Source organism: Lysobacter enzymogenes (assembly GCF_900106525.1).
GTDB classification, from domain to species: Bacteria; Pseudomonadota; Gammaproteobacteria; order Xanthomonadales; family Xanthomonadaceae; genus Lysobacter; species Lysobacter enzymogenes.
On record NZ_FNOG01000007.1, the window covers coordinates 41,534 to 66,819 of the forward strand.

The following is a 25,286-nucleotide window of genomic DNA, read 5'->3' on the forward strand; positions in this document are numbered from 1 at the left end:
GGGGTGAGAGTGGTGCCGCGAACTCGAAAGAAACGCCGCGGAAGAAGCGCGGCGGAACCCACCTATCGTCATGCCCGCGAACGCAGGCATCCAGGGCTTCACCGCGAGATGACTCTGAAGTCTCTGGATCCCCGCCTTCGCGAGGATGACGGCTTCGAGCATGCGCAGCGCACGCTCTTACCGTGTCGCCGTGTCGCCGTGTCGCTGTATTGGCGCTAGGCCCAGGCCGGTTTGCCATCCTCGAACGAATGCGAGACCGGCTCCAGCTCCGGTGCATCGTGCCGGTCGAGGCTGCCGAGCAGCAGCGCGATCGTCGGCGCGTCGTCGATCGCGCCCAGCGCGCTGCCGCAGTGCGGGCAGAACGCGCGGCTGGAGTGCGGCGAGGAGCGATAGACGGCGGGGCGGCCTTGCGGCCCGGTCCAGCGGACGCGTTCGCTGGGGAACTCGATCCACGGCGCGGCCAAGGATCCGGTGTGCTTGCGGCACTGGCCGCAGGAGCAATAGTGCGGATTGCCGGCTGGGCCGGTAGCTTCGAACCGGATGCGGCCGCACAGGCAGCCGCCGGTGTAGAGAACGGGATCCACGCGTCACCTGCAAGTCGATGCGATGGCGACGAGTATGCCCGTCGCATGCCCACGTCATCGAACTCGCACCTACGAACGGATGTCGCCTGACGTCTCCAGCGCGCGACGTCGCAGCGCCTTATGCAGCCCTCGCCATCGCCGATCGCAGAAACGACAAGGGCCTGAGGTCGCCCCCAGGCCCTTCGATGACTGCCGATTCCGCGCTTAGCGCTTCATCGAACTGAAGAACTCGTCGTTCGACTTGGTCGTCTTCATCTTGTCCAGCAGGAACTCCATCGCGCCGATCTCGTCCATGCCGTGCAGCAGCTTGCGCAGGATCCAGATCTTCTGCAGCAGCTCCGGCTCGATCAACAGGTCTTCGCGACGCGTGCCCGAACGGTTGATGTCGATCGCCGGGTAGACGCGCTTCTCGGCGATGCGGCGGTTCAAGTGGACTTCCGAGTTGCCGGTGCCCTTGAACTCTTCGTAGATCACCTCGTCCATCTTGCTGCCGGTGTCGATCAAGGCGGTGGCGATGATCGTCAGCGAGCCGCCTTCTTCGACGTTGCGCGCGGCGCCGAAGAAGCGCTTGGGACGGTGCAGGGCGTTGGCGTCGACGCCGCCCGACAGCACCTTGCCCGAGCTCGGCACGACGTTGTTGTAGGCGCGGGCCAGGCGGGTGATCGAGTCGAGCAGGATCACCACGTCCTTCTTGTGTTCGACCAGGCGCTTGGCGCGCTCGATCACCATCTCGGCGACCTGCACGTGGCGCGCGGCCGGTTCGTCGAAGGTCGAGGAGACCACTTCGCCGCGCACGGTGCGCTGCATTTCGGTCACTTCTTCCGGACGCTCGTCGACCAGCAGCACGATCAGGTGCACGTCGGGATGGTTGTGCGTGATCGCCGTGGCGACCTGCTGCATCATCATCGTCTTGCCGGCCTTGGGCGGCGAGACGATCAGCGCGCGCTGGCCTTTGCCCTGCGGCGCCATCAGGTCGAGGATGCGGCCGGTGATGTCCTCGGTGGACCCGTCGCCGCGCTCCAGACGGAAGCGCTTGCGCGGGAACAGCGGGGTCAGGTTCTCGAACAGGACCTTGTTCTTCGACGCTTCCAGCGGCTCGCCGTTGATGCCGGCGACCACCGACAGGGCGAAGTAGCGTTCGCCGTCCTTGGGGAAGCGGATGCGGCCGGAGAGGTGGTCGCCGGTGCGCAGGTTGAAACGGCGGATCTGGCTGGGTGAGATGTAGGTGTCGTCCGGGCCGGCCAGGTAGCTGGCCTCGGCCGCGCGCAGGAAGCCGAAGCCGTCGGGCAGGATTTCCAGCACGCCGTCGGCGGCGACGCCTTCGCCGTGGCGGGTCAGGACTTTCAGCAGGGCGAAGATCACGTCCTGCTTGCGCGCGCGGGCGACGCCTTCCTGGATGCTCAGCTGATCGGCCAGGTCCAGCAGCTTCGGCGCCGGCATGCGCTTGAGGTCGCCCAGCGAGTACTGCGGGAAGCCCTCGGGCACCTGCGGGTGCGGACGCGGAACGAAGTTTTCGCCGTTGTCGCCGAAATCCTCGCCGCCGCTGCCGCCGCGCTGCTGCTGGCGGTTGTTGCGGTCGCGCTCGCGGCGGTTGCGGAAGCGGTCGCGGCGGTTGTTGCCGCCGCGGTTGTTGTCGTAACCGCCGTCGCGCTGCTGGCCGGCCTGGTTCTGCTGGCCTTGCTGCTGCGCGTTGTTGGACTGGCCGCCGCCGTCGTTGGCGTGGCCGTTGTTGGAGGGGCCGTTGTTCTGCGGCGCGGCGGTCTCGGCGGCGCCGGAGGCGGCCGGAGCGGACTCGCCGGCGCTGGCGGCCGGGGCGGACGCGGCGGCCTTGGACGGGCGCGGCGCGGGCGCGGCTGCCGCAGCGGGTTCGCTGGCGGGCATCGGCGCGGGAATCAGGGGGCTGGCATCGGCGACGATGGCCGGAGCGGCCTCGGCGGCTTTGCTGGCGCGCGGCTTGCGCACGCGCTTCTCGGCGGTGTCGCCAGCGTCGGGGGTCTTATCGGACAAGCGGAGGTTCCTCGCTAAGCGGCGAGCGCTCGCATCGGGCGAGCGGGACGTCAGGGACGTGGGTTGATGTGATGAGTTGCTAGACGGGGTGCGGCGCGGGGACGCGGAGTCCGACGCCGGGTACTGCGAAACTAGCACTGCTGCGGGGCTGCGGCAAGATTCTCCCTTCCTGCCGTTCACCTGGCCGGGCCGGCGTCGGCCGGTCCGGGCTCAGGACCGCCCGCGCCCGTGGCGGGCGCGAACGTCGTGTCGCTGTGGATCTCGCTGTGGGCCGCGCCGCGCGGCGCGGATCGCGTCGATCCGGCTGGAGCTTGCTTGCTGGAGCCGCCCGGGCCGCCGCGGTCGCGCCGGCCCGGTTGCGGCGCCGGGCTCAGATGGCCTTGTCGATCATCTGGGTCAGCAGGGTCTTGATGTTCGGCGGCGCGCCCAACTGGGTGGAGTGGATCTGGCCGTCCTTGAACATCATCAGCATCGGAATGCTGCGGATGTTGAAACGCACGCCGAGCGCGGGATGTTCCTGCACGTCGACCTTGACCACCTTGGCGCGGCCGTCGTATTGCTCGGCCAACTGCTCGACGATCGGGCCGATGGCCTTGCACGGGCCGCACCACGGCGCCCAGAAATCGACCAGGACGGGTTCGGACGACTGCAGCACGGTGGCGTCGAAATCGGTAGCGCCAGCATGCAGAACTTTTTCGCTCACGGGGGTCTCCTGCGGGTGCCAAACCATACGGTTTAGACTAATTTGGAACGGAACGCCCGGGCGGGCCATGCCGGGCGGGGGCTTACGCTAAACTGGGGCGTTTCGTGGCGCCTTCAAGGCCCCTTCAAGGGCTGGGACACAGCGTATCGCGTCGCGCCACGGCCTCCTCGAACCGGTCTTCCCGCTACATAAAACGGGTGCCGGCTCGGCCCCGGCAGTCTGCTTCGCCGACGCCACCCACGCAAGCGACACCCTACGGCGCCGAACCGGCGCGGATTCCGGAAACGCATGAGCGACAAGCCTTTAACCGATATAACGTTCTCCTCCTTCGACCTGCATCCGAGCTTGCTCGCGGGTCTGGAAGCGGCCGGGTTCTCCCGCTGCACCCCGATCCAGGCGCTGACCCTGCCGATCGCCCTGACCGGCCGCGACGTCGCCGGCCAAGCCCAGACCGGCACCGGCAAGACCCTGGCCTTCCTGGTTGCGGTCATCAACCGCCTGCTGACCCGCCCGGCCCTGGCCGAGCGCAAGCCCGAAGACCCGCGCGCGCTGATCCTGGCGCCGACCCGCGAGTTGGCGATCCAGATCCACAAGGACGCGGTCAAGTTCGGCTCCGACCTGGGCCTGAAGTTCGCCCTGGTCTACGGCGGCGTCGACTACGACAAGCAGCGCGAGCTGCTGCAGAAGGGCGCCGACGTCATCATCGCCACCCCGGGCCGGCTGATCGACTACGTCAAGCAGCACAAGGTGGTCTCGCTGCACGCCTGTGAAGTGTGCGTGCTCGACGAAGCCGACCGCATGTTCGACCTGGGCTTCATCAAGGACATCCGCTTCCTGCTGCGGCGCATGCCGATCCGCACCGAGCGCCAGACCTTGCTGTTCTCTGCGACGCTGAGCCACCGCGTGCTCGAGCTCGCCTACGAGCACATGAACGAGCCCGAGAAGGTCGTGGTCGAGACCGAGTTCATCACCGCGGCCAAGGTCCGGCAGAAGGTCTATTTCCCGGCCGACGACGAGAAGATCCCGCTGCTGCTGGGCCTGCTGTCGCGCAGCGAAGGCGCGCGCACGATGGTGTTCGTCAACACCAAGGCCTTCGTCGAGCGCGTCGCGCGCGCGCTGGAGCGCGGCGGCTACCGGGTCGGCGTGCTGTCGGGCGACGTGCCGCAGAAGAAGCGCGAGTCGCTGCTCAACAAGTTCCAGAAGGGCCAGCTCGAGATCCTGGTCGCCACCGACGTGGCCGCGCGCGGCCTGCACATCGACGGCGTCAGCCACGTCTACAACTACGACCTGCCGTTCGATGCGGAAGACTACGTCCACCGCATCGGCCGCACCGCGCGCCTGGGCGCCGAGGGCGACGCGATCAGCTTCGCCTGCGAGCGCTATGCGATGAGCCTGCCGGACATCGAGGCCTACATCGAACAGAAGCTGCCGACCTCGCCGGTCGACGCCGAGCTGCTGGTGGCGCTGCCGCGTCCGCAGCGCGAGGCGCCGCCGCTGGAAGAGGGCGACGAGGAAAGCGAGAGCATCGGCGCGATCTTCAAGGAAGCGCGCGAGCAGCGCGCCGCCGACGAACAGCGTCGTGGCGGTGGCGGCAGCGGCCGTGGCCGCGGCGGCCCCGGCGGGCGCAGCGGCGGTCGCGAAGGCGGCCGCAGCGAAGGCCGTCGCGACGGCGCGCCGCGCCGTCCGCGCAGCGAAGAAGGCGCACCGGCCGTGGCCGGCGCCGAAGCCGGCGCGCCGCGTCCGCCGCGCAAGCCGCGCGCCGAAGGCGCCGTGGCCGCGACGGCGCAGGACGCCGCTCCGCAGGCGCCGCACACCGGCACGAGCCCGGCGGCCGAGGGCGAGCGCGCGCCGCGCAAGCGCCGTCGCCGTCGCGGCGGCCGCCGCATCGACGGTGGCGCCGAGGGCGCCGCGCCGAACCAGGCTGCGCAGACCGGTCAGCCGGCCGCTTCGGCGCCGGTGGTGCCCAAGGCGGTGCCGGCCAAGCCGGCCGCCGCCGCGCAACCGCAGCAGCCGGGCCAGCCCTCGTCGCTGCTGAGCCGCATCGGCCGCAAGCTCAAGTCGCTGGTCGCGCGTCCGCCGCGTACCCAGCACTGAGAACATCGCGGCGAAGCGGCGCGAGCCGCTTCGCTGCGAGATCCGGGCCGAAGCGAACGGCCGCGGGCCCGAAGGCCCGGCCGCGAAACTTCGATCTTTTCGATCCGTCCCCATCGTGTCGATCCCCACCCCGTCATCCCTGCGAAGGCGGGGATCCAGGGCGGCATCGCGACACCGCTGCGAAGTCTCTGGATATTCGGCTCCGCCGAAGAAAAGCGAAGCCCGCCTTCGCGGAAATGACGGTCCTGTGGGCTCGAATCGAGCCCAAGGGCGTCCAGGCCCGATGCCCCCGCCGCGCGCCGGGCCGAGCGCGGATCGGAAACATCGGGCCGTGGGCCCCGCCAGCGCAGGCCGGCCTTACTGCGTGCGGCTATAGAACACCGACCAGGTGTTGGCCGCGGTCTCCGACAACTGGAACACGTCCAGGTCGCCGTCGCCGTCGATGTCCAGCAGCTGGTACTGGTTGCCGTAACCCGGCGACGCCGGCCAACCGACCCCGAAGGCGCCGCCCGCGTACGGCCAGGTGCTGCCCACGCCGCCGCTGCCGGGTTCGAAGTGGCCGCGGCGGCCGCTTCCGCCGGCGTTGCACCAGATGGTCAGGCGCCAGTTTGCCGGGGTGCCGCCGAAGAACGGGAAAATCACGAAGCGCGCGTTGTTGAAGCCGGTGGAACCGGCCGGGCAGGCCAGGGTGGCGATGTTGATCGGCGCGTCGTACGACTCGGCGCGAGCGGCATCGGTGTAGAGCCCGCTGGCGGCGAGGGCGGCGCAGACGAGCGAGAGCTTGAGCGTGTGCATGATCCGACTCCTTGGAAGCGTCGAAGGGCATCCCGCCCGGAATGGGTCGGGACGTTCGCTGCGGATGTCGGACTGGAAAAGCCGAGCCGGCGCGTGACGCCGGCGGCCGCGCATGCGCCGGCCTGCGAGGTCCGCGCGTGCGGACGGCCGGTCTTGAAAGGTGCGGCGCGGGCCGCAGCGCGAACATAGGCCAAACCCGCGCGCCGAAACGTGATGTTTTCCGGCGATTCGCTCTGCGATACTTCCGCCATGACCGTCCTGCGCTTCGACAACGTCAGCAAACGCTACAGCAGCGGCCACGAGGCCCTCAGCGAAGTCAGCTTCGAGGTGGCCCAAGGCGAGATGCTGTTCGTCACCGGCCATTCCGGCGCCGGCAAGAGCACCCTGCTCAAACTCATCCATCTCAGCGAACGTCCCAGCCGCGGCGCGGTGGTGTTCGGCGAGAAGAACCTGCTCAAGGTCGGCGGCCGCCGCATCGCCCTGCACCGGCGCGAGGTCGGCGTGGTGTTCCAGGACCATCGCCTGCTCGCCGACCGCAGCGTCGCCGACAACGTCGCCTTGCCGCTGCTGTTGCGCGGCCTGCGCCGCAACGACATCGGCCGGCGCGTGCGCGCGGCGCTGGAGAAGGTCGGCCTGGGCGCGCGCGCCAGCGCATTGCCGGGCGAATTGTCAGCCGGCGAACAACAGCGCGTAGGCATCGCCCGCGCGATCATCGGCGAGCCGCGCCTGCTGGTGGCGGACGAACCCACCGGCAACCTCGACCCGACCCTGTCCGCCGAAATCATGGCCCTGTTCCAATCATTGCCCGAGCGCGGCACCAGCGTGCTGGTGGCCAGCCACGACCTGGCCCTGGTCAAGCGCATGAAGAAGCGCGTGCTGGTGCTCAACCACGGCCGCCTGGTCGACGACATCGCTCCGGAGGATCTGGCCGAATGAGCGCGCACGACCTTCGCGACGACGACGTCCTTCCCACCGATCCGTCCCAATCCGGCGTGCGCCCGTCCGAGCTGCGCGCCGAACGCGCCGAGCCCGCGGTCGAGGCGTCCTCGCAATCGCGCCTGGGCATGTGGCTCGATCACCACCTCTACAGCCTGGTCGCCAGCGTCGGCCGCCTGCTGCGCAAGCCGTGGGCGGCGCTGCTGACCATCGGCGTGATGGCGGTGGCGCTGGCGCTGCCGCTGGGGCTGTGGGCGGCGCTGAACAACATCGAGCGTTTCGCCGGCGACGTGCAGCGCTCGCGCCAGATCAGCGTGTTCCTCAAGCCGCAGATCAAGGTCGAGCGCGCCCGCGCCCTGGCCGAAGAGCTGCGCGCGCGGCCGGACGTGGGCGGGGTGGAACTGCGCACGCCCGAGCAAGGCCTGGCCGAATTGCGCGAAAAGAGCGGGCTGGCCGAGGCGCTGGCCGCGGTGGAATCCAATCCGCTGCCGAGCCTGCTGGTGGTGACGCCCAAGAGCGACGAACTGGCGCTGGCGCAATCGCTGGAACAACTGGGCGAGGCCGACGTGGTCCAGCACGACGCCGGCTGGCGCCAGCGCCTGGACGGCTGGCTGCGCTTCGGCACCCGCCTGGCCTGGGTGCTGGCGGCGATGCTCGGCCTGGGCGCGCTGCTGGTGGTCGGCAACACCGTGCGCCTGGACATCCAGTCGCGGCGCGACGAAATCGCCGTGCTGCAACAGCTCGGCGCCACCGACGGCTTCATCCGCCGGCCGTTCCTGTACCTGGGCGCCAGCTACGGCCTGGCCGCCGGCGCGGTCGCGCTGGCGCTGCTGACCGCGGCCGACCACAGCCTGCGCGAATCGCTGAGCGCGCTGGCGCAAAGCTACGGCAGCCGCTTCGCCCTGCAGGGCTTCGATCTGCTGCACGCGCTGGGCATCCTGGCCGGCGCGGCCGCGCTGGGCTGGCTCGGCGCCGGCCTGGTCACCGGCCACTACCTGCGCCAGACCCGCGGCGGCCAAGGCTGAATCGAGCCTCGCAGGCTCCCTGTAGGAGCGGCGCGAGCCGCGACCAACCGAAGCGACGTACGAAAGCGCCCCTCTGAAGCCTCGATCCCGATGCTCGGGGTTTCTTCCGGGGCTGGGTCTCGGCTCCGGCAAGTACAGGCTGTTCGACCTCTTCGGTTGGTCGCGGCTTGCGCCGCTCCTACAGGGAGCCATCGCGGCATCGAAAACCGCCGTCAATCCGCAATCGTGCCGCGCAAGACTCGGAATCCGCCCCCGCTTGCGCCTAGAATCGGGGTTCCCCCGCACGACCCGCGTCGCGTACCGCCGCCGCCGTCCCGGCTGCCGCCGGTGCGTGCGCAGACGCCAAGGCCCCGAATGCAAAGCCAGACCCTGCGACATTTCGACAACACCGCGCCGCGGGTGATGGTGGTGGACGGCTCCAGGCTGGTCCGCAAGCTCATCGCCGACGTGCTCGCGCGCGAGCTGCCGAACGCGCGCATCGTCCAGTGCGGCAACATCATCGAGGCCAAGCTCGCGCTCGATCACGGCGAAGTCGATCTGGTCACCACCTCGCTGGTGCTGCCCGACGGCGACGGCATCGCCCTGGCGCGCGCGGTGCGCGAGGCCGCGGGCCAGGCCTACGTGCCGGTGATCGTGGTCTCCGGCGACGCCCAGGCGCACCTGGAAGCGCGCCGCTTCACCGAAGACGTCACCGACTACTTCGACAAATCGCTGGGCCAAACGGCGCTGGCCGAATTCATCCGCGGCTACGTGCAGCCGCAGCCGATTCCCGGCGCGCGCGTGCTCTACGTCGAAGACAGCCGGGTGGTGGCGGTGGCGACCAAGCGCATGCTCGAACGCCACGCGCTGCAGGTGCTGCACTTCATCGGCGTGGAAGAAGCGCTGGAACACCTGGAAGCGCACCGCGCCAGCGGCCGCGACGGCGGCGACGCCGGCGCCGACCTGGTGCTGACCGATGTGTATCTGAAGGGCGAACTGGCCGGCAAAGACCTGCTCGCCAGACTCCGCAACGACTTCGCTTACGGCAAGCGCCGTCTGCCGGTGCTCGTGATGACCGGCGACGCCAATCGCGACAACCAGAGCGAACTGCTGCGCGCCGGCGCCAACGACCTGGTGCTCAAGCCGATCGAGGAGCGGCTGCTGGTGACCAAGACCCTGTTCCAGTTGCGCCTGTCGCGCATCGGCGAAACCGCGGCGGCCACGGCATGAGCGACGGCGACCGCGACATCAAGCTCGATCCGTCCTGGAAGTCGCGCATCGGCGACTGGTTCGGACGCGAGGACATGCAGGCGCTGTCGCGCTTCCTGCGCGAGCGCAAGGCCGCCGGGGCGCGGATCTTCCCGCCCGGCCCGCAGATCTTCTCCGCCTTCGACGCCACGCCGTTCGACCAGGTGAAGGTGGTGATCCTCGGCCAGGATCCGTATCACGGCTACGGCCAGGCCCACGGCCTGTGCTTCTCGGTGCAGCCCGGGGTGGCGGTGCCGCCGTCGCTGGACAACATCTTCAAGGAAATCCAGCGCGACCTCGGCATCGCCCGGCCCGACCACGGCTGCCTGCTGCCGTGGGCGAACCGCGGCGTGCTGCTGCTCAACGCGGTGCTCACCGTCGAGGAAGGCCGCGCCGGCGCGCATCAGGGCAAGGGCTGGGAAGGCTTCACCGACCACGCCGTCGACGTGCTCAACCGCGAGCGCGAGGGCTTGGTGTTCCTGCTGTGGGGCAGCTACGCCCAGGCCAAGGGCAAGGTCATCGACCCGCGCCGCCACCGCGTGCTCAAGGCGCCGCATCCCTCGCCCTTGTCCGCGCACCGCGGCTTCATCGGCTGCGGCCATTTCTCCGCCGCCAACGAGTACCTCGCGCGCCAGGGGCAGGCGCCGATCGACTGGACCTTGCCGCCGCGCAGCGCGCTGTAGCGGTTCGGCGGGCCGCTCGGCCCTTAGCTCTAGTGATGTCGTCCTGGCCGCCGGCTTTGCGGCCGGGCGGCTGTGCGTGTGTTTCGGATTGCGGTTGTCCGGCTGGCCGGAGCGGTGTCGGCCGGTCGCTGCGCTGTATCGCGCGCCGCGCTGCGGATCGTGGCGGCGGACCGGCCCAGGCCGCGAAGGCCAAACGTCTCTGAGCCGAGCCGGGCGCGGCATCGCGCCATCCGGGGCCGAATGTGTTCGCAGGGCACCGCAGAGGCCTTGTGAATGAAGAAAAACGGCTCAGACAAGTCTGAAATTTTGCGTGGTAATGGGGCCGCGATTCAGGATATTTAGCGATGTCAGTCACATTTATTTGGACCTAAAGCGTCGCTATTTGCCCTCATATCGCCTGGAAATGGAGTGTTTTCACGCTATTACGGGTGTTTCCCCGCTTTTCCGACCCGGAAAACCCCCGGCACAGTAAATCTGCCGATGTCCTTGCGTCCGGGGTTTCTCCGATGGGGACAGGTGTCAGGAGTTGGAGGTGCCGAGCGGTCGTTACCAGGCGCTCGGGGCCGCTACAGGGGGCAGACGAAGTGATCAGGCAGTCCACGCAATGCATCTGTTCGAGCGCATTCAAAGCGCACGAGGTGTGGCGTCGAATCACGTTTGCCGTGCCGCACGTGCAGGTCGGGTCCCGATCTCGCCGTCGTCCCCGGTGGCCGCGCCGTATCGGCGCGCCGGTTCCTCAAGCATTCGCGGCGGTGGCCGCGGATGCGGGCGGCGTCTTCGCTGCCTGCCTTTCGCGCCGGCCAGCCGGCGCGGCTTCCATCGCGTCCGTCGCACCGCCCTTGCGCCATCTGCGGGCGCAAGGCCGGGCGGTCGCGATTCCCATTGGACTACTTGAGGTGACCCCATGAAAGAAACCCGGCGCCGTATGACCCTCAACCTGGCCGGCAGCGAAATGCAGTTCCTCGAAGAGCTGTGCGTCCGCAAGGGCGTCAGCAAGACCGCGGCGATCCGTCAGGCGCTGCGCCTGTATCAGGTGGTCGAGGATCGTGCCGACAAGGGCAAGAAGATGTTCTTCGTCGACAACAGTACCAAGGAGCGCTCCGAGCTGATGCTGCTCTGACCCCGCGGATCAGACCGCACGGATCAGATCGCGCGGCCGCAAGTCCGCCGCACGTCCGGGCTGCGGCGGGCGGACAGCGCGGTTCGCGCGCGGTCGCGCCGGATCGGCCGGCGCGGCAACGCGTCGGCGCCTCGCCTCGCCGGCGCGCTTCAGGCGAAGAACGTGCGCACGATCAAGGCGGCCTCGTGCAAGGCCGCGGGCGCTTCTTCCGGCGGCGTCAGCAGGCCGAAACCGCAATCGGGCAGCGGCGGCAGCCGCGGCGAGCGGGCGATCGCCAGCCCCGGCCCGATCGCCGACGCGTTGAGGCAGCCCACGCCCAGGCCCGCGCGCAGCGCCGCCTGCAGCCCGGCCACGCCGCTGGCCAGATGGGCGATGCGATGCGCGCTGCGATGCCGCTGCAGGCGTTGCACCGCCAATCCGTGCAGGCCGCAGCCCGGCGGCAGCAACACCAGCGGCAGCTCGGCTTCCTCGCGCAGGTCCAGGCCGGGCGCGGCGACCCAGTGCAAGGCTTCGCGCCGCAGCGGCAGACCGGGCACGCGCGTGCGCGCGGCGCCGGCGTGCAGGATCACCGCCAGGTCGTACTGACCTTCGGCATGGCCCTGCGCCAGCGTCGCGCTCTGGCCGATGCTGACCTGCAGGCGCAATTGCGGGCAGCGCCGGCCCAGGTGGCCGAGCAGACCGGCGATCTCGTCGTTGCGGAAGTAATCGCTGATCGCCAGCCGTGCATCGGTGCGGCGCACTTCGTTGCGGACTTCGTGCAGGGCCAGCTCGCCCAGGGCCAGCATCTGCCGCGCGTGGCCGATCAGGCGCCGCCCGGCCGGCGTCAGGTCCACGCCTTGGCGCGAGCGCGACAACAAGGCCGCGCCGGCAGCGGCTTCGAGCTTCTGCAACTGCTCGCTGACCGCCGATTGCGAGCGGAACACCCGGCCGGCGCCGGCGGAGATGCTGCCGGCTTCGGCGACGGCGACGAAGGCGCGGAGCTGGTCCAGGTCGAGGCTGCGCATGGCGGCACCGTTATCGGAATAGCCGATGGATGAGCGGCAATCTTCCCGCTATTCCGATGGACGCCGCAAGCCTAGCCTGTACCTGCATTCCGGGGCCGAGTGATGCCGGCCCGCCACGAGACCGCCGCCATGCCGCACCTGAACCTGCAGATTTCCGGCCCCGCCGACTCCGAACTGGCGCGCCGCGCCAGCGCCGCGATCGCCGACCTCACCGTCGAGGTGCTCGGCAAGCGCCGCGAGCTGATCGCGATCGAGGTGCGCTTCGTCGAGCGCGCGCACTGGTTCGTCGGCGGCCGCAGCCTGGACGAGCTGGGGCGCAATTCGTTCTTCCTCGACATCAGCATCACCGACGAGACCAACACCAAGGACGAGAAGGCGCGCTTCATCGAGCAGGCCTACGCGCGCCTGTCGGCCTTGATCGGCGAGGTGCACGAGGTGTCCTACATCCACGTCGTCGATGCGCGCGCGGCCGCGTACGGATACGGCGGCGCGACCCAGGAACATCGCTACCAGGCCGCCCGCATCGCTGCGCCGGGTTGATCGATCGTCTTCAGATCGCGTCGGCCGGACCGACTGCGGCCTGCGCGCGCAGCCAGTCGCGCAGCGCCGCCAGCCCGGCGGGCTCCACGCCCGGCGCCCGCACGAACCAGTGCGGGTAGCCGTCGAGCGCGGGCCCGAACGGCTGCACCAGCGCGCCGCTGGCCAGATCGTCGGCGACCAGCGCCAGGCTCAGCAGCGCCACCCCGTGGCCGGCGATCGCGGCCTGGATGGCGTGGCTTTCGTCGGTGAAGCGCAGGCCGGCGTCGACATCCAGGCCGGCCAGCTCGGCCAGACCGGCGCGCTCGCGCCACAGCCGCCAGGTTGGCGTGTCGGCGGTGGGGTGGCGCCATTCCGAATGCAGCAGCATGTTCTCGTGCAGATCGCGCGGTTGCCGCAGCGACAGGCGCGGGCTGCACACCGGGGCGAAGCGGTTTTCGATCAGCGGCTCGGCCTCGAGGCCGGGAAACGGCCCACGGCCGTAGCGGATCGCCGCGTCGGCGAGGCCGGCGTGCAGGTCGACCGGGTCGTCGGAGGCGTGCAGACGCAGGTCTAGGTCGGGACAGGCCTGGCGGAACGAGGCCATGCGCGGTACCAGCCATTTGGCGGTGAACGACAGCGTCGCCGACAAGGTCAGCGCACGCCGCTGCGGCGGCGCGCGCAACGCCTCGACCGCTTCGGCGAAGGCGTCGAAACCGTCGCGCAGCACCGGGAACAGCCGCTCGGCTGCGGCGGTGAGGGCGACGCGGCGGGTCTGGCGTTCGAACAGGCGCAGACCGATGTGCTCTTCCAGCGCGCGCACCTGATGGCTGATCGCGGTCGGGGTGACGGAGAGCTCCTGCCCGGCGCGCTTGAAGCTGCGCAGCCGCGCAGCGGCCTCGAACGCGCGCAGGGCGCTCAGCGGGGGCAGGCGGCGGCCGGGCATGGATGAGGTGAGTTCATTCGTCGCTTGAGAAATCGGAGTTTGTCGCCTGCGGCACGTGGTTTCAACATGGCCTGCATCGCGGCAAGGCCTCGAACAGACCAAGCCGAACTCATCCATCACCTTGCGAGCCCCGTCATGACCCGACTGCTCCACATCGACTCCAGCGCCCGCTCCGGCGGCTCCGACACCCAGGCCCACGGCTCACACAGCCGCCGCCTCAGCGCCCGTTTCGTGCGCCGCTGGCGCGAACTGCGCCCCGACGACGAGGTGACCGTGCGCGACGTCGGCCTGCACCCGCCGGCCCCGGTCACCGGCGGCTGGATCCATGCCGCCTTTACCCCGCCCGAGAGGCGCGAAGCCTGGATGCGCGACGCGCTGGCCGAGAGCGACGCGCTGGTCGACGAACTGCTCGCCGCCGACGTGATCGTCGCCGGCGTGCCGATGTACAACTTCGGCATGCCGGCGCAGTTCAAGGCCTGGATCGACAACATCGTGCGGGTCGGCCGCACCTTCGGCTTCGACCGCACCCGCGAAGGCGAACCCTACTGGCCGATGCTGGCCGACAGCGGCAAGCGCCTGGTGCTGCTGAGCTCGCGCGGCGACTACGGCTACGGCAAGGGCGAACGGCTGGAAGCGATCAACCACGTCGAACCCGGCGTGCTGACCCCGCTGCGCTACATCGGCATCACCCAGGCCCATAGCGTGGCCGCGGAGTACGACGAATTCGGCGGCGAACGCCTGCGCGCCTCGCTGGAACGCGCCGAGGGCGAGATCGACGCGCTGGTGGAGCGTCTGGTCGCGGAGCATTCGTTGCGCGCTGCGGCGTGAGCCGGCGACAGTTGCGCAATACCCCTGTAGGAGCGGCGCGAGCCGCGACCGCGCCAACGCAACTAAGACGAATCTTTCACCGAGGCGTACAGGTTCGAGCTATCGCCGCATTCGCGTCATAACAAATGTTTACGGCGATCACCCTGTGTCGCCGCAGTTGCATTGGCGCGGTCGCGGCTTGCGCCGCTCCTACAGGGGGCGGCCGCCGCGGCGCTGAACGGTGGTGGGGCGCGGACTTGTAGCCGCCCCCCGCCACCCCTACCTTCGCCAAGTCGCGGAGCGATTTCGCGACCGGCCGCCGGCCATGGATTCCGGCGATGCGAGGCGAGGGGCGATGACCGAAGACGCGCAGTTGCTGAACCATCCGGCCGATGCGGCCGATCTCAAGCGCGCGGTGGCGTTGCTGGAGACGCCGTCGATCACCGCGCGCATGGCGGCGCTGGCCGGGGCGCCGATCGAGTTCGGCATGTCCAAGTTGCCGCGCTTCGCCCATGAGCGCATCCACAAGATCGTGCACGCGGCGATGCACAAGGCCGCGTCGGCGGCGCTGAGCACGGTCAAGGAGGCGCCGAGCAAGCGCGCTTCGACCAAGACCCACAAGCTGGCCGCGGCGGTGTCCGGCGCGGCCGGCGGTTTGTTCGGCGTGGCCGGATTGGCGATCGAACTGCCGGTGACCACGGTCATCATGATGCGTTCGGTCGCCGACATCGCGCGCAGCGAAGGGTTCTCGCTGTCCGAGCCTTGGGTGCAGGCGGCCTGCGTGGAGGTGTTCGCGTTCGGCGGCAACAGCAAGCGCGACGATGCCGCCGAATCGGGTTATTACGCCTCGCGCGGCGTGCTGTCGGAGCTGACCAAGAACGCGACCCGCGAGCTGGTGCACCTGGCCGGGCACCGCGGCGCGCACGAGGTCACCCAGGCCTACGCCAAGAAGCAGGCGGCGACGTGGATGGCCAAGCTGATCGATACGGTGGCCACGCGCTTCGGCATCGTCATCACCGAGAAGACTGCGGCGCAGATCGTGCCGGTGATCGGCGCGGCCACCGCGGCGACGATGAATGTGTTGTTCACCAACCACTACCAGGACATGGCGCGCGGGCACTTCATCGTCAAGCGGCTGGAGCTGAAGTACGGCGCGCAGGCGGTGGAGCAGGCGTACCGGCAGGTGAGGGCGGGCGAGGCGCCGGCGCCGCAAGCGCGGCTCGAAGGCTAGGCGCGGCCCCGAGGTCGGGCGCGGGGTTGCAGCGCCGCGAACTGGAACAAAGGCGTCGGGCCTGAAGGCCCTCCTACAGTCGCCTGCGTGGGAGGGCGTTCAGGCCCGATGCTTTTGTCTCAGATCAGGCCGAGGCCTTCAGCGCCAGCGTCGTGCGCGTCCCGCGTTCGGCCTTGTCGAAGCGCAGGCTCCAGCCCAGGTGTTCGCACAGCCGCGAGATCAGGTCCAGGCCGATGCCGCCGCCTTCGCGGCCGCCGCGGGCGACGCGGGCGTAGATCGCGCTGATTTCCTCCGGGGTCATGCCGTGCCCCGGGTCTTCGATCACCACGGTGGCGTCGCCCAGCAGGCGGATCGCGATTTCGCCGCGGTCGCTGTTCTCGATGGCGTTGCGCAGCAGGTTGCCGATCGCCGCCTGCACGATCGGCAGCGGCGCCAGGATTTCGCACGGCGGCAACGGCGCGATCGCCAGGGTCAGGTCCTTGTCGCGGGTCAGGTGGCGGTGGTCTTCGACGATTTCCGGCAACAGATGATCGAGCGCGACCCGGTCGCTGTTCGCGCTCAGGCGCTTGGGATCCTTGGCCAGCACCAGCAGCAGCGAGATCAGTTGTTCGACATCGCGCGAAGTGCGGCGGATGCGGTTGAGCTGGTGGCGGGTGCCGGCCGGCAATTCGTTGTGGTCCAGCGCGATTTCGGCCGCGCCGGCGATCACCGAGATCGGCGTGCGCAGCTCGTGGCTGGCGCTGTCGATGAAGGCGCGTTCGCGCTCGACGTAACGGTCGTTGCGCTGCAGGTAGTCGTTGACCGCGTCGGCGATCACCACCAGTTCCGAGCTGGCCGAGTCGGGCACGTCCACGCGCTGGCCGGAGCGGTCCGGGCGCAGGCCGCCGATGCGCTGGGCCATGTTGGTCAGCGGCCGCACCAGCCGGTGCACGCCCCAGCCGATGACCGCGCACAGCAGCAACAAGGTGGTGATGGCCGAAGCGGCGATGGTCAGCGCGAGGTCGAACTCGCGGTGTTCCATGTCGTCGATGTCCAGCGCCAGGATCAGGCGGCGGCCGTCGACGTCGCGCACCAAGGTCACGTACTCCACGCCGGCGACGACGACTTCGTCGTGCACACCGGGCGGAAGCGTGGCCAGCTCGCGCGGCGGCGGCCGGGTGGCGCTGTCGTACAGCGACAGCGCCTGGGTGTCGCTCCAGCGGTAGTCCGGGTCGCCGCGGCTGCGCTCGATGAAGTAGTCCATCTCGGTGTTCATCAGCGAGGTCCACACCAGGTGTTCGGCGTGCTCGTTGACGAAGAACCCTTGCACCACCACCGCGATCGACAGCAGCGCGGTGTAGCCGAACAGGCCCAGCAGGATGCGCTGGCGCAGGCTGGAGCGCGCGCGCAGCGGCGCGGCGGCCGGCGCCGGGGCGCGGTCAGACGGCGCTGCCATCGGCCTCGTGGTCGCCCGACTCCGCCGGCACCGCCAAGCGATAGCCCACCCGCGGAAGCGTCTGGATCAGCTTGACCGGGTACGGCCCGTCGACCGCGCGGCGCAGTTCGTAGATATGCGAACGCAGCATGTCGCCGTCGGGCGGGCTGTCGCCCCACAGCGCGTGCTCCAGGCGTTCGCGGGTGACCGCGCCGGGGCTGGACTGCATCAGCACTTCCAGCAACTTGCGGCAGGCCGGATACAGATGCAGCGAGCGGCCGCCGCGGCTGACTTCCAGTGTGGTCAGGTCGAGCTTGAGGTCGGCGACCTGCAGCACCTTGCTGCGGCCGCGGCCGGCGGCGCGCGCGGCCAGCGCTTCCAGCCGCACTTCCAGTTCGGGCAGGGCGAAGGGCTTGGTCAGGTAGTCGTCGGCGCCGGCGCGGAAGCCGGCGATCTTGTCGGGCAACTCGTCGCGCGCGGTCAGCATCAGCACCGGCACGTCGGAACCGGCTTCCTCGCGCAGGCTGCGCAGCACTTCGCGGCCGTCCAGGCGCGGCAGCATCCAGTCCAGCACGATCGCGTCGTAGCGCTGGGTCACCGCCAGGTGCAGGCCGGTGGGGCCGTCGGGCGCGGCGTCGAGGGTGTAGCCGCGCGCTTCGAAGTAATCGAAGAGGTTGGCCACCAGGTTGCGATTGTCTTCCACCACCAACAGGCGCATGCGCCGGTTCTCCTGCCGCGGGCGCGGCCTGAACTGAGTGTGCCCCAAGCCGGGGCGCGAGGTCTTGCCGGGAACTGACGCGCGGGGTGCGCGAAGCCCCCCAGCTCCCCGGCACAGGCCGCCAGTGTGGTTACGGTGGCGTCGGAACCCCGTCGGAACAAGGGGCCGCGGCTGCGCCGAATCTGAACGCAGCGCCGCGCGCACGCCCGGATTTTCCCTGTTTAACGAGCCCACAACCCGGTTCCGACCGCTCTCCGACAGCGCCGTTTCGATCATCGCCGCACAGCCCGCTTCGCCGACGTTGTCGCCGCCGCCCGGGTTTCTCACGCCCGCTCACGAGCTCGTTGCCGTCGATGAATCGTTCCGTATCCAGGCCGCTCGCACCGGCCGTCCCCGCCACGGCCGCCGTGCCCGCCGCATTGCCCCTCGTGTTGCCCGGCGTTCCCGCCGGCGTGTCGGCGCGCGGTTTCCTGCTGCGCCACGCGCTGTGGCCGCTGCTGGCGCTGGCGGCGCTGTCGGCGTTGAGCATGGGTCTGGGCGCCGACTTCTGGCTGGCGGACCGGCTCTACGCGCTGCAAGGCGGGCACTGGGCGCTGCAGAACGCCTACCTGACCGAGCACGTGATCCACCGCTTCGGCCGCGACGTCAGCACCGCGGCGTGGCTGGGCGTGTTCGCGTTCTGGCTGTTCGCGCGCTCGCGCCCGGCGCTGGCCGAATGGCGCCGGCCGCTGGCCTACCTGTTGCTGGCGACGTTGCTGGCGGTGTCGCTGGTGTCGGGCCTGAAGTCGCTGACCAACATGGACTGCCCCTGGGATCTGAGCCGTTACGGCGGCGACGTCGCGTTCTACGGCTTGTTCGACGCGCGTCCGCCCGGACTCGACCGTGGCGTGTGCTTCCCGGCCGGCCATGCCAGCGGCGGTTACGCCTGGGTGGCGTTGTATTTCTTCTTCCTGCAACTGCGGCCGCGGCTGCGTTGGCGCGGGCTCGCGGTCGGCCTGGGCGTGGGTCTGCTGTTCGGGATTTCGCAGCAGCTGCGCGGCGCGCATTTCTTCTCGCACGATGTGTGGACGCTGGCGATCAGCTGGTTCGTAGCGCTAGCGCTTTACTTGGCGATGGCGCGGCGCGAGGCGCCGAAAGCCGCGTCCGCAGCGCAAGCCGCGCTGCAGGGAGCCGGCCGATGAGCGTCGTCGCCCGTTCGCAACTGCGTTGGCCGGCCTGGCTGTCGTATCGCCCCGAGCTCAGCGTCGAGACCATCGTCCTGCTGGCCAGCGTGTTCTTCGCTGCGTTCGCCAACAACGCGTTCTGGCGCGCGGCCTCGGCCGCCGGCGCGTTCGCGGCCGGCCACGGCATATGGGTGGCGGCGTGCGTGTTCGTCGCCGTGGTCGCGATCACCTCGCTGTTGCTGGGCCTGTTGCTCAATCGCTGGACGGTGAAGCCGCTGCTGACGGTGCTGCTGCTGGTCACCGCGGGCGCCGCGCACTTCATGAGCCAGTACGGGATCTACCTGGACACCGGCATGATCCGCAACGTGCTGCAGTCCGACGGCAAGGAGTCGGCGGAGCTGTTCACCGCCGGGCTGATCCTGCCGCTGCTGCTGTACGGCGTGCTGCCGGCCGCGTTGCTGTGGCGGGTGCGGGTGAAGCCGCGGCCGCTGGGGCGCGCGCTGCTGGTGCGGCTGGGCCTGCTGGTCGCGTCGCTGGCGCTGGCGGGGCTGGCGCTGATGGGCTCGTTCCAGGACATCTCGGCGCTGCTGCGCAACCACAAGGAAATGCGTCACCTGGTGACGCCGGCCAATTACCTGGTGTCGCTGACGCGGGTGGCGCTGGACGACTCGGCCTCGCGCGTGCGCGGCCGCGCGCCCATCGGCACCGACGCGCGCGTCGCTGCGGCACGCACTGCCAGCCCGAAGCCGCGCCTGCTGGTGCTGGTGGTGGGCGAAACGGTGCGCGCGCAGAACTGGGGCCTCAACGGCTACGCGCGCCAGACCACGCCGGAACTGGCGCGGATCGCGCCGGTCAATTTCCCCGACGTGACCGCCTGCGGCAGCAGCACCGAGGTCTCGGTGCCGTGCATGTTCTCGCCGTATGGCCGCGCCAACTACGACAAGGACCGCATCCAGGGTTCGGAATCGCTGCTCAACGTGCTCGAGTACGCCGGCATCCAGACCTTGTGGCGCGACAACCAGACCGGCTGCAAGAACGTGTGCAAGGGCCTGGCGTTCGAATCGTTCGAGCATGCCAGCGATCCCAAGTTCTGCGGGCCCGACGGCTGCTTCGACGAGGTGATGCTGAGCGGCCTGCGCGAGCGCGTCGGCGCCAAGCCGGGCGACGCGGTGGTGGTGCTGCACCAGTTGGGCAACCACGGCCCCGCCTATTTCCGCCGCTACCCCGACCGCCTGCGCCGCTACACCCCGACCTGCGACACCAACGAACTGGGCAAGTGCGACCGCGAGCAGATCGTCAACGCCTACGACAACGCGGTGATGGCGACCGACGAGTTCCTCGCCCGCACCATCCGCTATCTGGCGCAGGACAATACGCGCGACACCGCGTTGATCTATGTGTCCGACCACGGCGAGTCGCTCGGCGAGAACGGGCTGTACCTGCACGGCGTGCCGTACGCGATCGCGCCCAAGACCCAGACCAAGGTGCCGATGGTGATGTGGTTCTCGCCGGGCTTCGCCGCCTCGCGCGGGCTGGATCTGCAGTGCCTGCGCACCGAATCGGCCAAGCCGGCGAGCCACGACAACCTGTTCCACTCGGTGCTGGGGCTGATGCAGGTGGAGACGAGCGTGTATCAGAAGCCGATGGACCTGTTCGCGTCTTGCGTGCACGCGAAGGGTTGAGGCGGTATTGCGCGGCGGTTCGGTCGGGAAGTTTTCGCGGGTGAGGCAGCGGGCGGCGTAGGTGCGGTTTCGCGGTCGCGGCTTGCGCCGCTCCTACAGTCGGAAACGAAACCGGCCGCAGCCCCTGTAGGAGCGGCGCAAGCCGCGACCGCGAAACCACGGCTACGACGATAGCGACCGTTCGCGGCGCTAACTCGCCCCCCACCAACGCCGATGCAGCACCCGCGCATGGCTGCGCCGCAGCCAACGCCGCACGCGGCTCTCGTCGGCGCGCTCCGGATACGGCCAGACCGCGGGCGCGGCGTCGGACACCCAGCCGTTCTGCCGCCACAGCGCATCGTGCGCGGCGAAGTAGCCGTGGTTGACCAATACTTCGAATTCGACGTCGAGGAACCGGTCCAGGTCGGTGCGCAGGCGGCCGAGCACGTCGCGCACCAGCGCGGGGCTGTAGCCGTCGGCGCCTTCGTCGCGGTAGCCGGTCAGGCTCCAATAGACGCCGCTGAAGGCGCCGCTTTCGGCCTGGCTGAAGAACAGCCGCTTGCGCAGCGCTTCGGCCTGATTGCTCATGACCTGGGTGTAGCGCAGCAGCCGCGACAGCCACCAGCGTTTGCTCTGGAATACGAACGGGCCGCCGGCGTCGGAGACCAGCACTTCGCGATAACGCCGCAGGCTCGGCTCGGTAGCGAGGTTGTCGTAGACGCCGCCGTCGCTGAGCTCGATGCGCGCGCGCAGCGCGTCGCCGTCGTCGCCGCGGTAATCGCCGCGCTGGTAGTCGCCGGGATCGGCCTCGAAACGCACCGGCCCGAACACCGGCGGAAAGCTCGAGGACGCAGCCACCGCGCAGCTCAGCCGCACCCGCCGCGCGCCGTCGCGCAGGTAGCCGGCGAGGTAGTCGCCGACGCGGCGGCGCGAGAATTCCCAGTTCACCCCGAAGGTCAGGTCGGTGGCGCAGAACACGAACGACGGCGACTGCGGCAGTTCGTCGAGATGGCGCTCGCCGAAGGCGCGCTGATAGCCGCGTTCGAGCAGGCCGATCCGCCACGACGGCTTGAGCCAGTTGAACGGCAGCGTCGCCAGCACCGGCAGCGTGCGCAGGTCGCGCGCGGCCACCGTGCGGAACGGCTCGACCACCGTGGCGAGGAGGTCGATGCGGTCGCTCCAGGCGGCGAAGCTTTCCTCGGCGTCGCGGCGGGTGTCGAGGTAGCGGCAGGCCAGCCAGGCCGACACGATGCTGCCGCCGGAGACCGAGCTGATCAGGCTCAGGCCGGCGAGCAAGCCGGCTTCGTGCAGGCGCAGCAGCCCGCCCAGATGAAATAGTGCGGCGCGGTAACCGCCGCCGGACAGGCACAGGGCGCGGCCTTCGCGCTGGTTGATGCCGCTGTGCGCGGCCAGCTCGGCGCGGCGCGCCTCGCGGCGCACGCGCAGGCGCTCGAGTTCGACTTCGGTGCTTTGCATGCGGGACGCCTCGCTCGCGGGCGGCGCGCACGGGCGCCGCGGGGCAGTCCGCCATTGTGTGCGGACGGCGTCTCCCAGGCTGTGACTGCGGCGCATGGCCTCACGCTCCGGCCTCGCCACAGGGGCGGGGAGGCCGGAGCGCCCGCGTGTGCGTAGGCCGCTGCGAGGAAAGGGCTGAGAGCGAAAGTCAAAATGGGTTCCGGCTTTCGCCGGAACGACGGTGTCGCGGCGGCGCGGTTCGCGCGAACGCCCGCTGGTTCGCGGCTCAGGCCGCGAACTGCGCGCGGCTCAGGCCACGCGCTCCAGCGGCAGCGCCGGCGCGTCCTGGCCCAGCCGCGGCGGCGGCAGCAGGCCCCATTGATTGAGCGCGCGGATCGCCGCGACGCCGCCGTTCTCGGCGCGGATCTTCTCGCCCAGTTCCTGCGCCGCGCGCACGCGCTCGGGCCGCAGCGCGTCCTCGACCGCCTGCGCCATCTGCTGCGCGGTGACCGTGCGCCGGTCCAGCGCCGGCGGCGCGGTGCCCAGCGCATTCATGCGTCGCGCCCAGAACGGCTGGTCGCCGAAGAACGGCACGAACACCGACGGCACGCCGGCGCGCGCCGCCGCCACCGTGGTGCCGGCGCCGCCGTGCTGCACGGTCGCGGCCATGCGCGGGAACAGCCAGTCGTGCGGCGCGGCTTCGATCACATAGACCTTGTCGTTCAAGCGTCCCGGCTCGCAGCGCAGGCCGCCCCAGCCGGTCGCCAGCACCGCGCGCCGGCCACCCAGGCGCACCGCGTCGAGCACCACCTGGGTCAGCGCCTCGGCGTTGTTGGCCAGCATGCTGCCGAAGCCGAAATACACCGGTTTTTCGCCTTCGGCGAGAAAATCGGCCAGGCCCTGCGGCGGCTGCCACACGTCGGCCTGATCGAGGAACCAGCTGCCGGTGACCTTGACCTCCTCGGGCCAGTCATCCGGCGGCGGCAGGATGTGGCGGCTGTAGCCGTACAGCACCCGCATGCGTTCGGGATTGGTGTCGAAGAACGGCCCATACCACGGGAACAGCGGCAGCTTGAGCTGCGGCCGGATCGCGCCGTTGACCGCCGGCTTGAGCGTGTACCAGGCCAGCAGCTTCATCACCGAGAACAGCGCCATGTTGACCGCGCCGGGAAACTCGCGCTCGGACCAGAACGACAGCGGCGAGAGTTTGCGCGAGGGCGTGAACGGTTGCAGATGGGCCTGGATGAAGGGAATGCCGTCGGCCTCGCCGATCGCCTTGGCCAGCTGGGTGACGATGCCGGTGCCGACCAGCAGCGCCGCGCCCTTGCACGCCGGCCGCGCTTCCTGCGCCCAGGTCGCCGCCCACTGCGCGAACTTGGCGCGGGTGTGCTGGACCAGGTACCAGGGGTTGAGCGCCTTGTCGACGGTTTCGGGATTGTTGGTCAACAGGTCGCTGAAGTCGGCGCTGATCGCCGAGAACTCCAGCCCGGCCTCGCGCACCAGCGGGGCGAAGTTGTCGCTGGTGACGATGCGCACCGGATAGCCGGCGCGCTTGAGCGCCTGGCCCAGGCCGATGCACGGGCGCGCGTCGCCCTGGGTGCCGACGGTGAAGATCACCACCGCGCCGGGGGTGACGGGGGCGGCGGCTTCGGCGGCGATGGGAAGTGCGGATGCGGACACGGACGTCTCCTTACGAATAAGCGGCGACCAGCGGCAGCGCGGCCGGCGGCGGCGGATCCAGGCGCGCGGGTTGCGCCGGTTCGCCGAGCAGGCGTTCGCGCAGCACCCGGCCGATGTGCGCGGCCGCGCGCGGCTCGAGCATGGTCTGGTGGTGGCAATCGATTTCGTGCACGTCGAAACGGCCGGCCACGTGCGCCTGCCAGGCGTTGGCGCGGTAGTGCAGCAGGCCGTCGAGGTCGACGCGCTCCTTGCGCTTGGCATCGAAGAACAGCACGTCGGCGTCGATGCGCTGCGGCACGTAGCGGCGCGCCAGGGTCAGGTTGTTGCGGGTGACCGCGGCGACGTGTTCGATCAGCTTGGCGTCGTCCTTGAGCACTTGCTGCACCAGCGGGTTGGAGAACACCTCGTATTCCTGGCACAGCAGCTCGGTCAGCGCGCGCATGTCCTGCGGTGCTTCGCGCAGGCGGTGGTGGAAGCCGAGGAACTTGAGCACGGCCTGGGCCTGCTGGGCTTCGTCGGGCAGCGCCGGTTCGGCGGCGAAGGGATAGGAATCCATCATCGCCAGCAACTCGACCGTGTCGCCGTCGCGCTGCAACTGCGCCGCCACCGCGTGGCCGATCAGCCCGCCCAGCGACCAGCCGAGCAGGCGGTACGGGCCCTGCGGCTGGACCTTGCGCATCTGCGCGATGTAATCGGCGGCGATCTCCTCGATGCTGCCCGGCAGCGCGCCGCCGCGCAGGCCGCGCGACTGCAGCGCGTACAGCGGCAGCTCGACCTGGCGCAACATACCGGCGAAGGCCCAGCCTACGCCGGTGACTGGGTGGATGCAGAACAGCGGCCGCTGCTGGTGTTCGGCCGCGCGCTCGCGCCCGCCGCCGCGCAGCGCCAGCAGCGCGCCGAGCGGATCGTTGTCGCCGCCGCTGCGTTCCAGCGCCGCGGCCAAACCGGCGATGGTCGAGCCTTCGAACAGCGCGCCCATCGACAATTCCGAACCGAAGTGGCGCGGCAGCGCGGCGACCAGTTCGGCCGCCGACAGCGAGTCGCCGCCGAGTTCGAAGAAGTTGTCGTGGATGCCGACCCGGTCGAGCTTGAAGATCTGCTGCCAGATCGAAGCCAGCTTGCGCTCGGCCTCGGTGCGCGGCGCCACATAGGCGCTGCGGCGGTCGCGCTCGGGCGGGCGCAGCGCCTTGCGGTCGAGCTTGCCGCTCGCGGTCATCGGCAGCGCCGCCAGTTCGATCCACGCCGACGGCACCATGTAGTCGGGCAGGCGCGCGGCCAGCGCGCGGCGCAGCGCGTCGGCCTCTGCGGTCGCGCCGGCGGACGGCACCACGTAGGCGGTCAGCAGCGCGTTGCCGGCGGCGTCGCGGTGCAGCGCGACCGCGGCCTCGGCGACGTCGGCGAAACCGCGCAGTTGCGCTTCGATCTCGCCCAGCTCGACGCGGTGGCCGCGGATCTTGACCTGCTGGTCGGCGCGGCCGAGGTATTCGAGCACGCCGTCGTCGCGCCAGCGCGCCAGG

The 25,286-nt window shown here is 70.1% G+C and carries 22 protein-coding genes and 1 pseudogene; 11 read left to right on the forward strand and 12 right to left on the reverse strand.

Features of this window, described 5'->3' with window-relative positions:
* Positions 1–215: 215 nt before the first annotated feature.
* The 3 genes and pseudogenes from BLU84_RS17540 to trxA all read right to left on the reverse strand — a co-directional run bounded on the left by BLU84_RS17540 (position 216) and on the right by trxA (position 3,294).
* Complete coding sequence (locus BLU84_RS17540) at positions 216–584, reverse strand: GFA family protein (RefSeq protein WP_074870401.1); 369 nt, start codon at positions 582–584, stop codon at positions 216–218.
* Positions 585–788: 204 nt separating this feature from the next.
* Positions 789–2,273 (reverse strand): annotated as a pseudogene (rho, locus tag BLU84_RS17545) (transcription termination factor Rho); the annotation flags it as partial.
* Positions 2,274–2,961: 688 nt separating this feature from the next.
* Complete coding sequence (gene trxA, locus BLU84_RS17550; protein WP_074870863.1) at positions 2,962–3,294, reverse strand: thioredoxin; 333 nt, start codon at positions 3,292–3,294, stop codon at positions 2,962–2,964.
* A 288-nt stretch (positions 3,295–3,582) separates the two neighbouring features.
* Between trxA and rhlB the strand changes: the two genes are divergently transcribed.
* Positions 3,583–5,388: an ATP-dependent RNA helicase RhlB gene (gene rhlB, locus BLU84_RS17555; RefSeq protein WP_074870405.1), complete on the forward strand. Its 1,806-nt coding sequence runs from the start codon at positions 3,583–3,585 to the stop codon at positions 5,386–5,388.
* A gap of 357 nt (positions 5,389–5,745) precedes the next feature.
* Here the strand turns inward: rhlB and BLU84_RS17560 are convergent, their stop codons facing one another.
* A complete protein-coding gene (locus tag BLU84_RS17560) occupies positions 5,746–6,183 on the reverse strand; it encodes a hypothetical protein (RefSeq protein WP_074870407.1) in 438 nt (145 codons plus the stop codon).
* Positions 6,184–6,432: 249 nt separating this feature from the next.
* On the opposite strand from BLU84_RS17560, the gene ftsE reads away from it, so the two are divergent.
* From ftsE to BLU84_RS17585, 5 genes are all read left to right on the forward strand, one after another.
* The gene (ftsE, locus tag BLU84_RS17565; protein ID WP_074870410.1) at positions 6,433–7,119 is read left to right on the forward strand and encodes a cell division ATP-binding protein FtsE; all 687 of its coding nucleotides are present in this window, start codon (positions 6,433–6,435) and stop codon (positions 7,117–7,119) included.
* A gap of 128 nt (positions 7,120–7,247) precedes the next feature.
* On the forward strand, positions 7,248–8,144 hold the full coding sequence (gene ftsX, locus BLU84_RS17570) for a permease-like cell division protein FtsX (RefSeq protein WP_074870864.1): 897 nt from the start codon (positions 7,248–7,250) through the stop codon (positions 8,142–8,144).
* 354 nt (positions 8,145–8,498) lie between these two features.
* A complete protein-coding gene (locus BLU84_RS17575) occupies positions 8,499–9,353 on the forward strand; it encodes a response regulator (protein WP_074870412.1) in 855 nt (284 codons plus the stop codon).
* Positions 9,350–10,054 (forward strand): uracil-DNA glycosylase, encoded by a 705-nt coding sequence (gene ung, locus BLU84_RS17580; RefSeq protein ID WP_074870415.1) that lies wholly within the window; start codon positions 9,350–9,352, stop codon positions 10,052–10,054. The genes BLU84_RS17575 and ung overlap by 4 nt, the downstream gene beginning before the upstream one ends.
* Positions 10,055–10,958: 904 nt before the next feature.
* Complete coding sequence (locus BLU84_RS17585; protein ID WP_036110112.1) at positions 10,959–11,174, forward strand: transcriptional regulator; 216 nt, start codon at positions 10,959–10,961, stop codon at positions 11,172–11,174.
* Positions 11,175–11,323: 149 nt separating this feature from the next.
* Here the strand turns inward: BLU84_RS17585 and BLU84_RS17590 are convergent, their stop codons facing one another.
* Positions 11,324–12,178, reverse strand: coding sequence for a LysR substrate-binding domain-containing protein (locus BLU84_RS17590; protein ID WP_074870419.1), 855 nt, complete (start codon positions 12,176–12,178; stop codon positions 11,324–11,326).
* Between the two features lie 129 nt (positions 12,179–12,307).
* On the opposite strand from BLU84_RS17590, the gene BLU84_RS17595 reads away from it, so the two are divergent.
* Entirely contained in the window at positions 12,308–12,718 is a 411-nt protein-coding gene (locus BLU84_RS17595) for a tautomerase family protein (protein ID WP_074870865.1), read from the forward strand.
* A 10-nt stretch (positions 12,719–12,728) separates the two neighbouring features.
* On the opposite strand, the gene BLU84_RS17600 is transcribed toward BLU84_RS17595, so the two are convergent.
* Complete coding sequence (locus BLU84_RS17600) at positions 12,729–13,640, reverse strand: LysR substrate-binding domain-containing protein (RefSeq protein WP_074870421.1); 912 nt, start codon at positions 13,638–13,640, stop codon at positions 12,729–12,731.
* A 135-nt stretch (positions 13,641–13,775) separates the two neighbouring features.
* Between BLU84_RS17600 and BLU84_RS17605 the strand changes: the two genes are divergently transcribed.
* Together BLU84_RS17605 and BLU84_RS17610 are read left to right on the forward strand one after the other, a co-directional pair.
* A complete protein-coding gene (locus tag BLU84_RS17605; protein ID WP_074870422.1) occupies positions 13,776–14,468 on the forward strand; it encodes an FMN-dependent NADH-azoreductase in 693 nt (230 codons plus the stop codon).
* Between the two features lie 334 nt (positions 14,469–14,802).
* Positions 14,803–15,678, forward strand: coding sequence for an EcsC family protein (locus BLU84_RS17610; RefSeq protein ID WP_074870424.1), 876 nt, complete (start codon positions 14,803–14,805; stop codon positions 15,676–15,678).
* Here BLU84_RS17610 and BLU84_RS28775 read toward each other — a convergent pair.
* From BLU84_RS28775 to BLU84_RS17620, 3 genes are read right to left on the reverse strand one after another with little or no spacing between them, the layout of a single operon-like run.
* Complete coding sequence (locus BLU84_RS28775; RefSeq protein ID WP_425479413.1) at positions 15,675–15,788, reverse strand: DUF6053 domain-containing protein; 114 nt, start codon at positions 15,786–15,788, stop codon at positions 15,675–15,677. The genes BLU84_RS17610 and BLU84_RS28775 overlap by 4 nt on opposite strands.
* A gap of 14 nt (positions 15,789–15,802) precedes the next feature.
* Entirely contained in the window at positions 15,803–17,068 is a 1,266-nt protein-coding gene (locus BLU84_RS17615; protein ID WP_139175117.1) for a sensor histidine kinase, read from the reverse strand.
* A 28-nt stretch (positions 17,069–17,096) separates the two neighbouring features.
* Positions 17,097–17,810, reverse strand: a complete 714-nt coding sequence (locus tag BLU84_RS17620) for a response regulator transcription factor (protein WP_074870428.1) — start codon at positions 17,808–17,810, stop codon at positions 17,097–17,099.
* Between the two features lie 419 nt (positions 17,811–18,229).
* Between BLU84_RS17620 and BLU84_RS17625 the strand changes: the two genes are divergently transcribed.
* Complete coding sequence (locus BLU84_RS17625; RefSeq protein ID WP_425479410.1) at positions 18,230–18,991, forward strand: phosphatase PAP2 family protein; 762 nt, start codon at positions 18,230–18,232, stop codon at positions 18,989–18,991.
* Positions 18,988–20,655, forward strand: a complete 1,668-nt coding sequence (locus tag BLU84_RS17630; RefSeq protein WP_074870430.1) for a phosphoethanolamine transferase — start codon at positions 18,988–18,990, stop codon at positions 20,653–20,655. Before BLU84_RS17625 ends, BLU84_RS17630 begins: the two co-directional genes overlap by 4 nt.
* A gap of 189 nt (positions 20,656–20,844) precedes the next feature.
* On the opposite strand, the gene BLU84_RS17635 is transcribed toward BLU84_RS17630, so the two are convergent.
* The 3 genes from BLU84_RS17635 to BLU84_RS26640 all read right to left on the reverse strand — a co-directional run bounded on the left by BLU84_RS17635 (position 20,845) and on the right by BLU84_RS26640 (position 25,261).
* Positions 20,845–22,110, reverse strand: coding sequence for a patatin-like phospholipase family protein (locus tag BLU84_RS17635; protein ID WP_074870433.1), 1,266 nt, complete (start codon positions 22,108–22,110; stop codon positions 20,845–20,847).
* A gap of 288 nt (positions 22,111–22,398) precedes the next feature.
* Entirely contained in the window at positions 22,399–23,769 is a 1,371-nt protein-coding gene (locus BLU84_RS17640; protein ID WP_172437094.1) for a glycosyltransferase, read from the reverse strand.
* 10 nt (positions 23,770–23,779) lie between these two features.
* Positions 23,780–25,261 carry a thioesterase domain-containing protein gene (locus BLU84_RS26640; RefSeq protein WP_074870435.1) on the reverse strand — a complete coding sequence of 494 codons (1,482 nt, stop codon included), beginning with the start codon at positions 25,259–25,261 and terminating at the stop codon, positions 23,780–23,782.
* Positions 25,262–25,286 lie beyond the last annotated feature (25 nt).

Coding starts and splice junctions, on each gene's coding strand:
- BLU84_RS17575 (WP_074870412.1), top strand. CDS start 8,499: ATGCAAAGCCAGACCCTGCGACATTTCGACAACACCGCGCCGCGGGTG.
- BLU84_RS17590 (WP_074870419.1), bottom strand. CDS start 12,178: ATGCGCAGCCTCGACCTGGACCAGCTCCGCGCCTTCGTCGCCGTCGCC.
- BLU84_RS17630 (WP_074870430.1), top strand. CDS start 18,988: ATGAGCGTCGTCGCCCGTTCGCAACTGCGTTGGCCGGCCTGGCTGTCG.
- BLU84_RS17605 (WP_074870422.1), top strand. CDS start 13,776: ATGACCCGACTGCTCCACATCGACTCCAGCGCCCGCTCCGGCGGCTCC.
- rhlB (WP_074870405.1), top strand. CDS start 3,583: ATGAGCGACAAGCCTTTAACCGATATAACGTTCTCCTCCTTCGACCTG.
- ftsE (WP_074870410.1), top strand. CDS start 6,433: ATGACCGTCCTGCGCTTCGACAACGTCAGCAAACGCTACAGCAGCGGC.
- BLU84_RS17595 (WP_074870865.1), top strand. CDS start 12,308: ATGCCGCACCTGAACCTGCAGATTTCCGGCCCCGCCGACTCCGAACTG.
- BLU84_RS17560 (WP_074870407.1), bottom strand. CDS start 6,183: ATGCACACGCTCAAGCTCTCGCTCGTCTGCGCCGCCCTCGCCGCCAGC.
- BLU84_RS17620 (WP_074870428.1), bottom strand. CDS start 17,810: ATGCGCCTGTTGGTGGTGGAAGACAATCGCAACCTGGTGGCCAACCTC.
- ung (WP_074870415.1), top strand. CDS start 9,350: ATGAGCGACGGCGACCGCGACATCAAGCTCGATCCGTCCTGGAAGTCG.
- BLU84_RS17585 (WP_036110112.1), top strand. CDS start 10,959: ATGAAAGAAACCCGGCGCCGTATGACCCTCAACCTGGCCGGCAGCGAA.
- BLU84_RS17610 (WP_074870424.1), top strand. CDS start 14,803: ATGACCGAAGACGCGCAGTTGCTGAACCATCCGGCCGATGCGGCCGAT.
- BLU84_RS17635 (WP_074870433.1), bottom strand. CDS start 22,110: ATGCAAAGCACCGAAGTCGAACTCGAGCGCCTGCGCGTGCGCCGCGAG.
- ftsX (WP_074870864.1), top strand. CDS start 7,248: ATGTGGCTCGATCACCACCTCTACAGCCTGGTCGCCAGCGTCGGCCGC.
- BLU84_RS17600 (WP_074870421.1), bottom strand. CDS start 13,640: ATGCCCGGCCGCCGCCTGCCCCCGCTGAGCGCCCTGCGCGCGTTCGAG.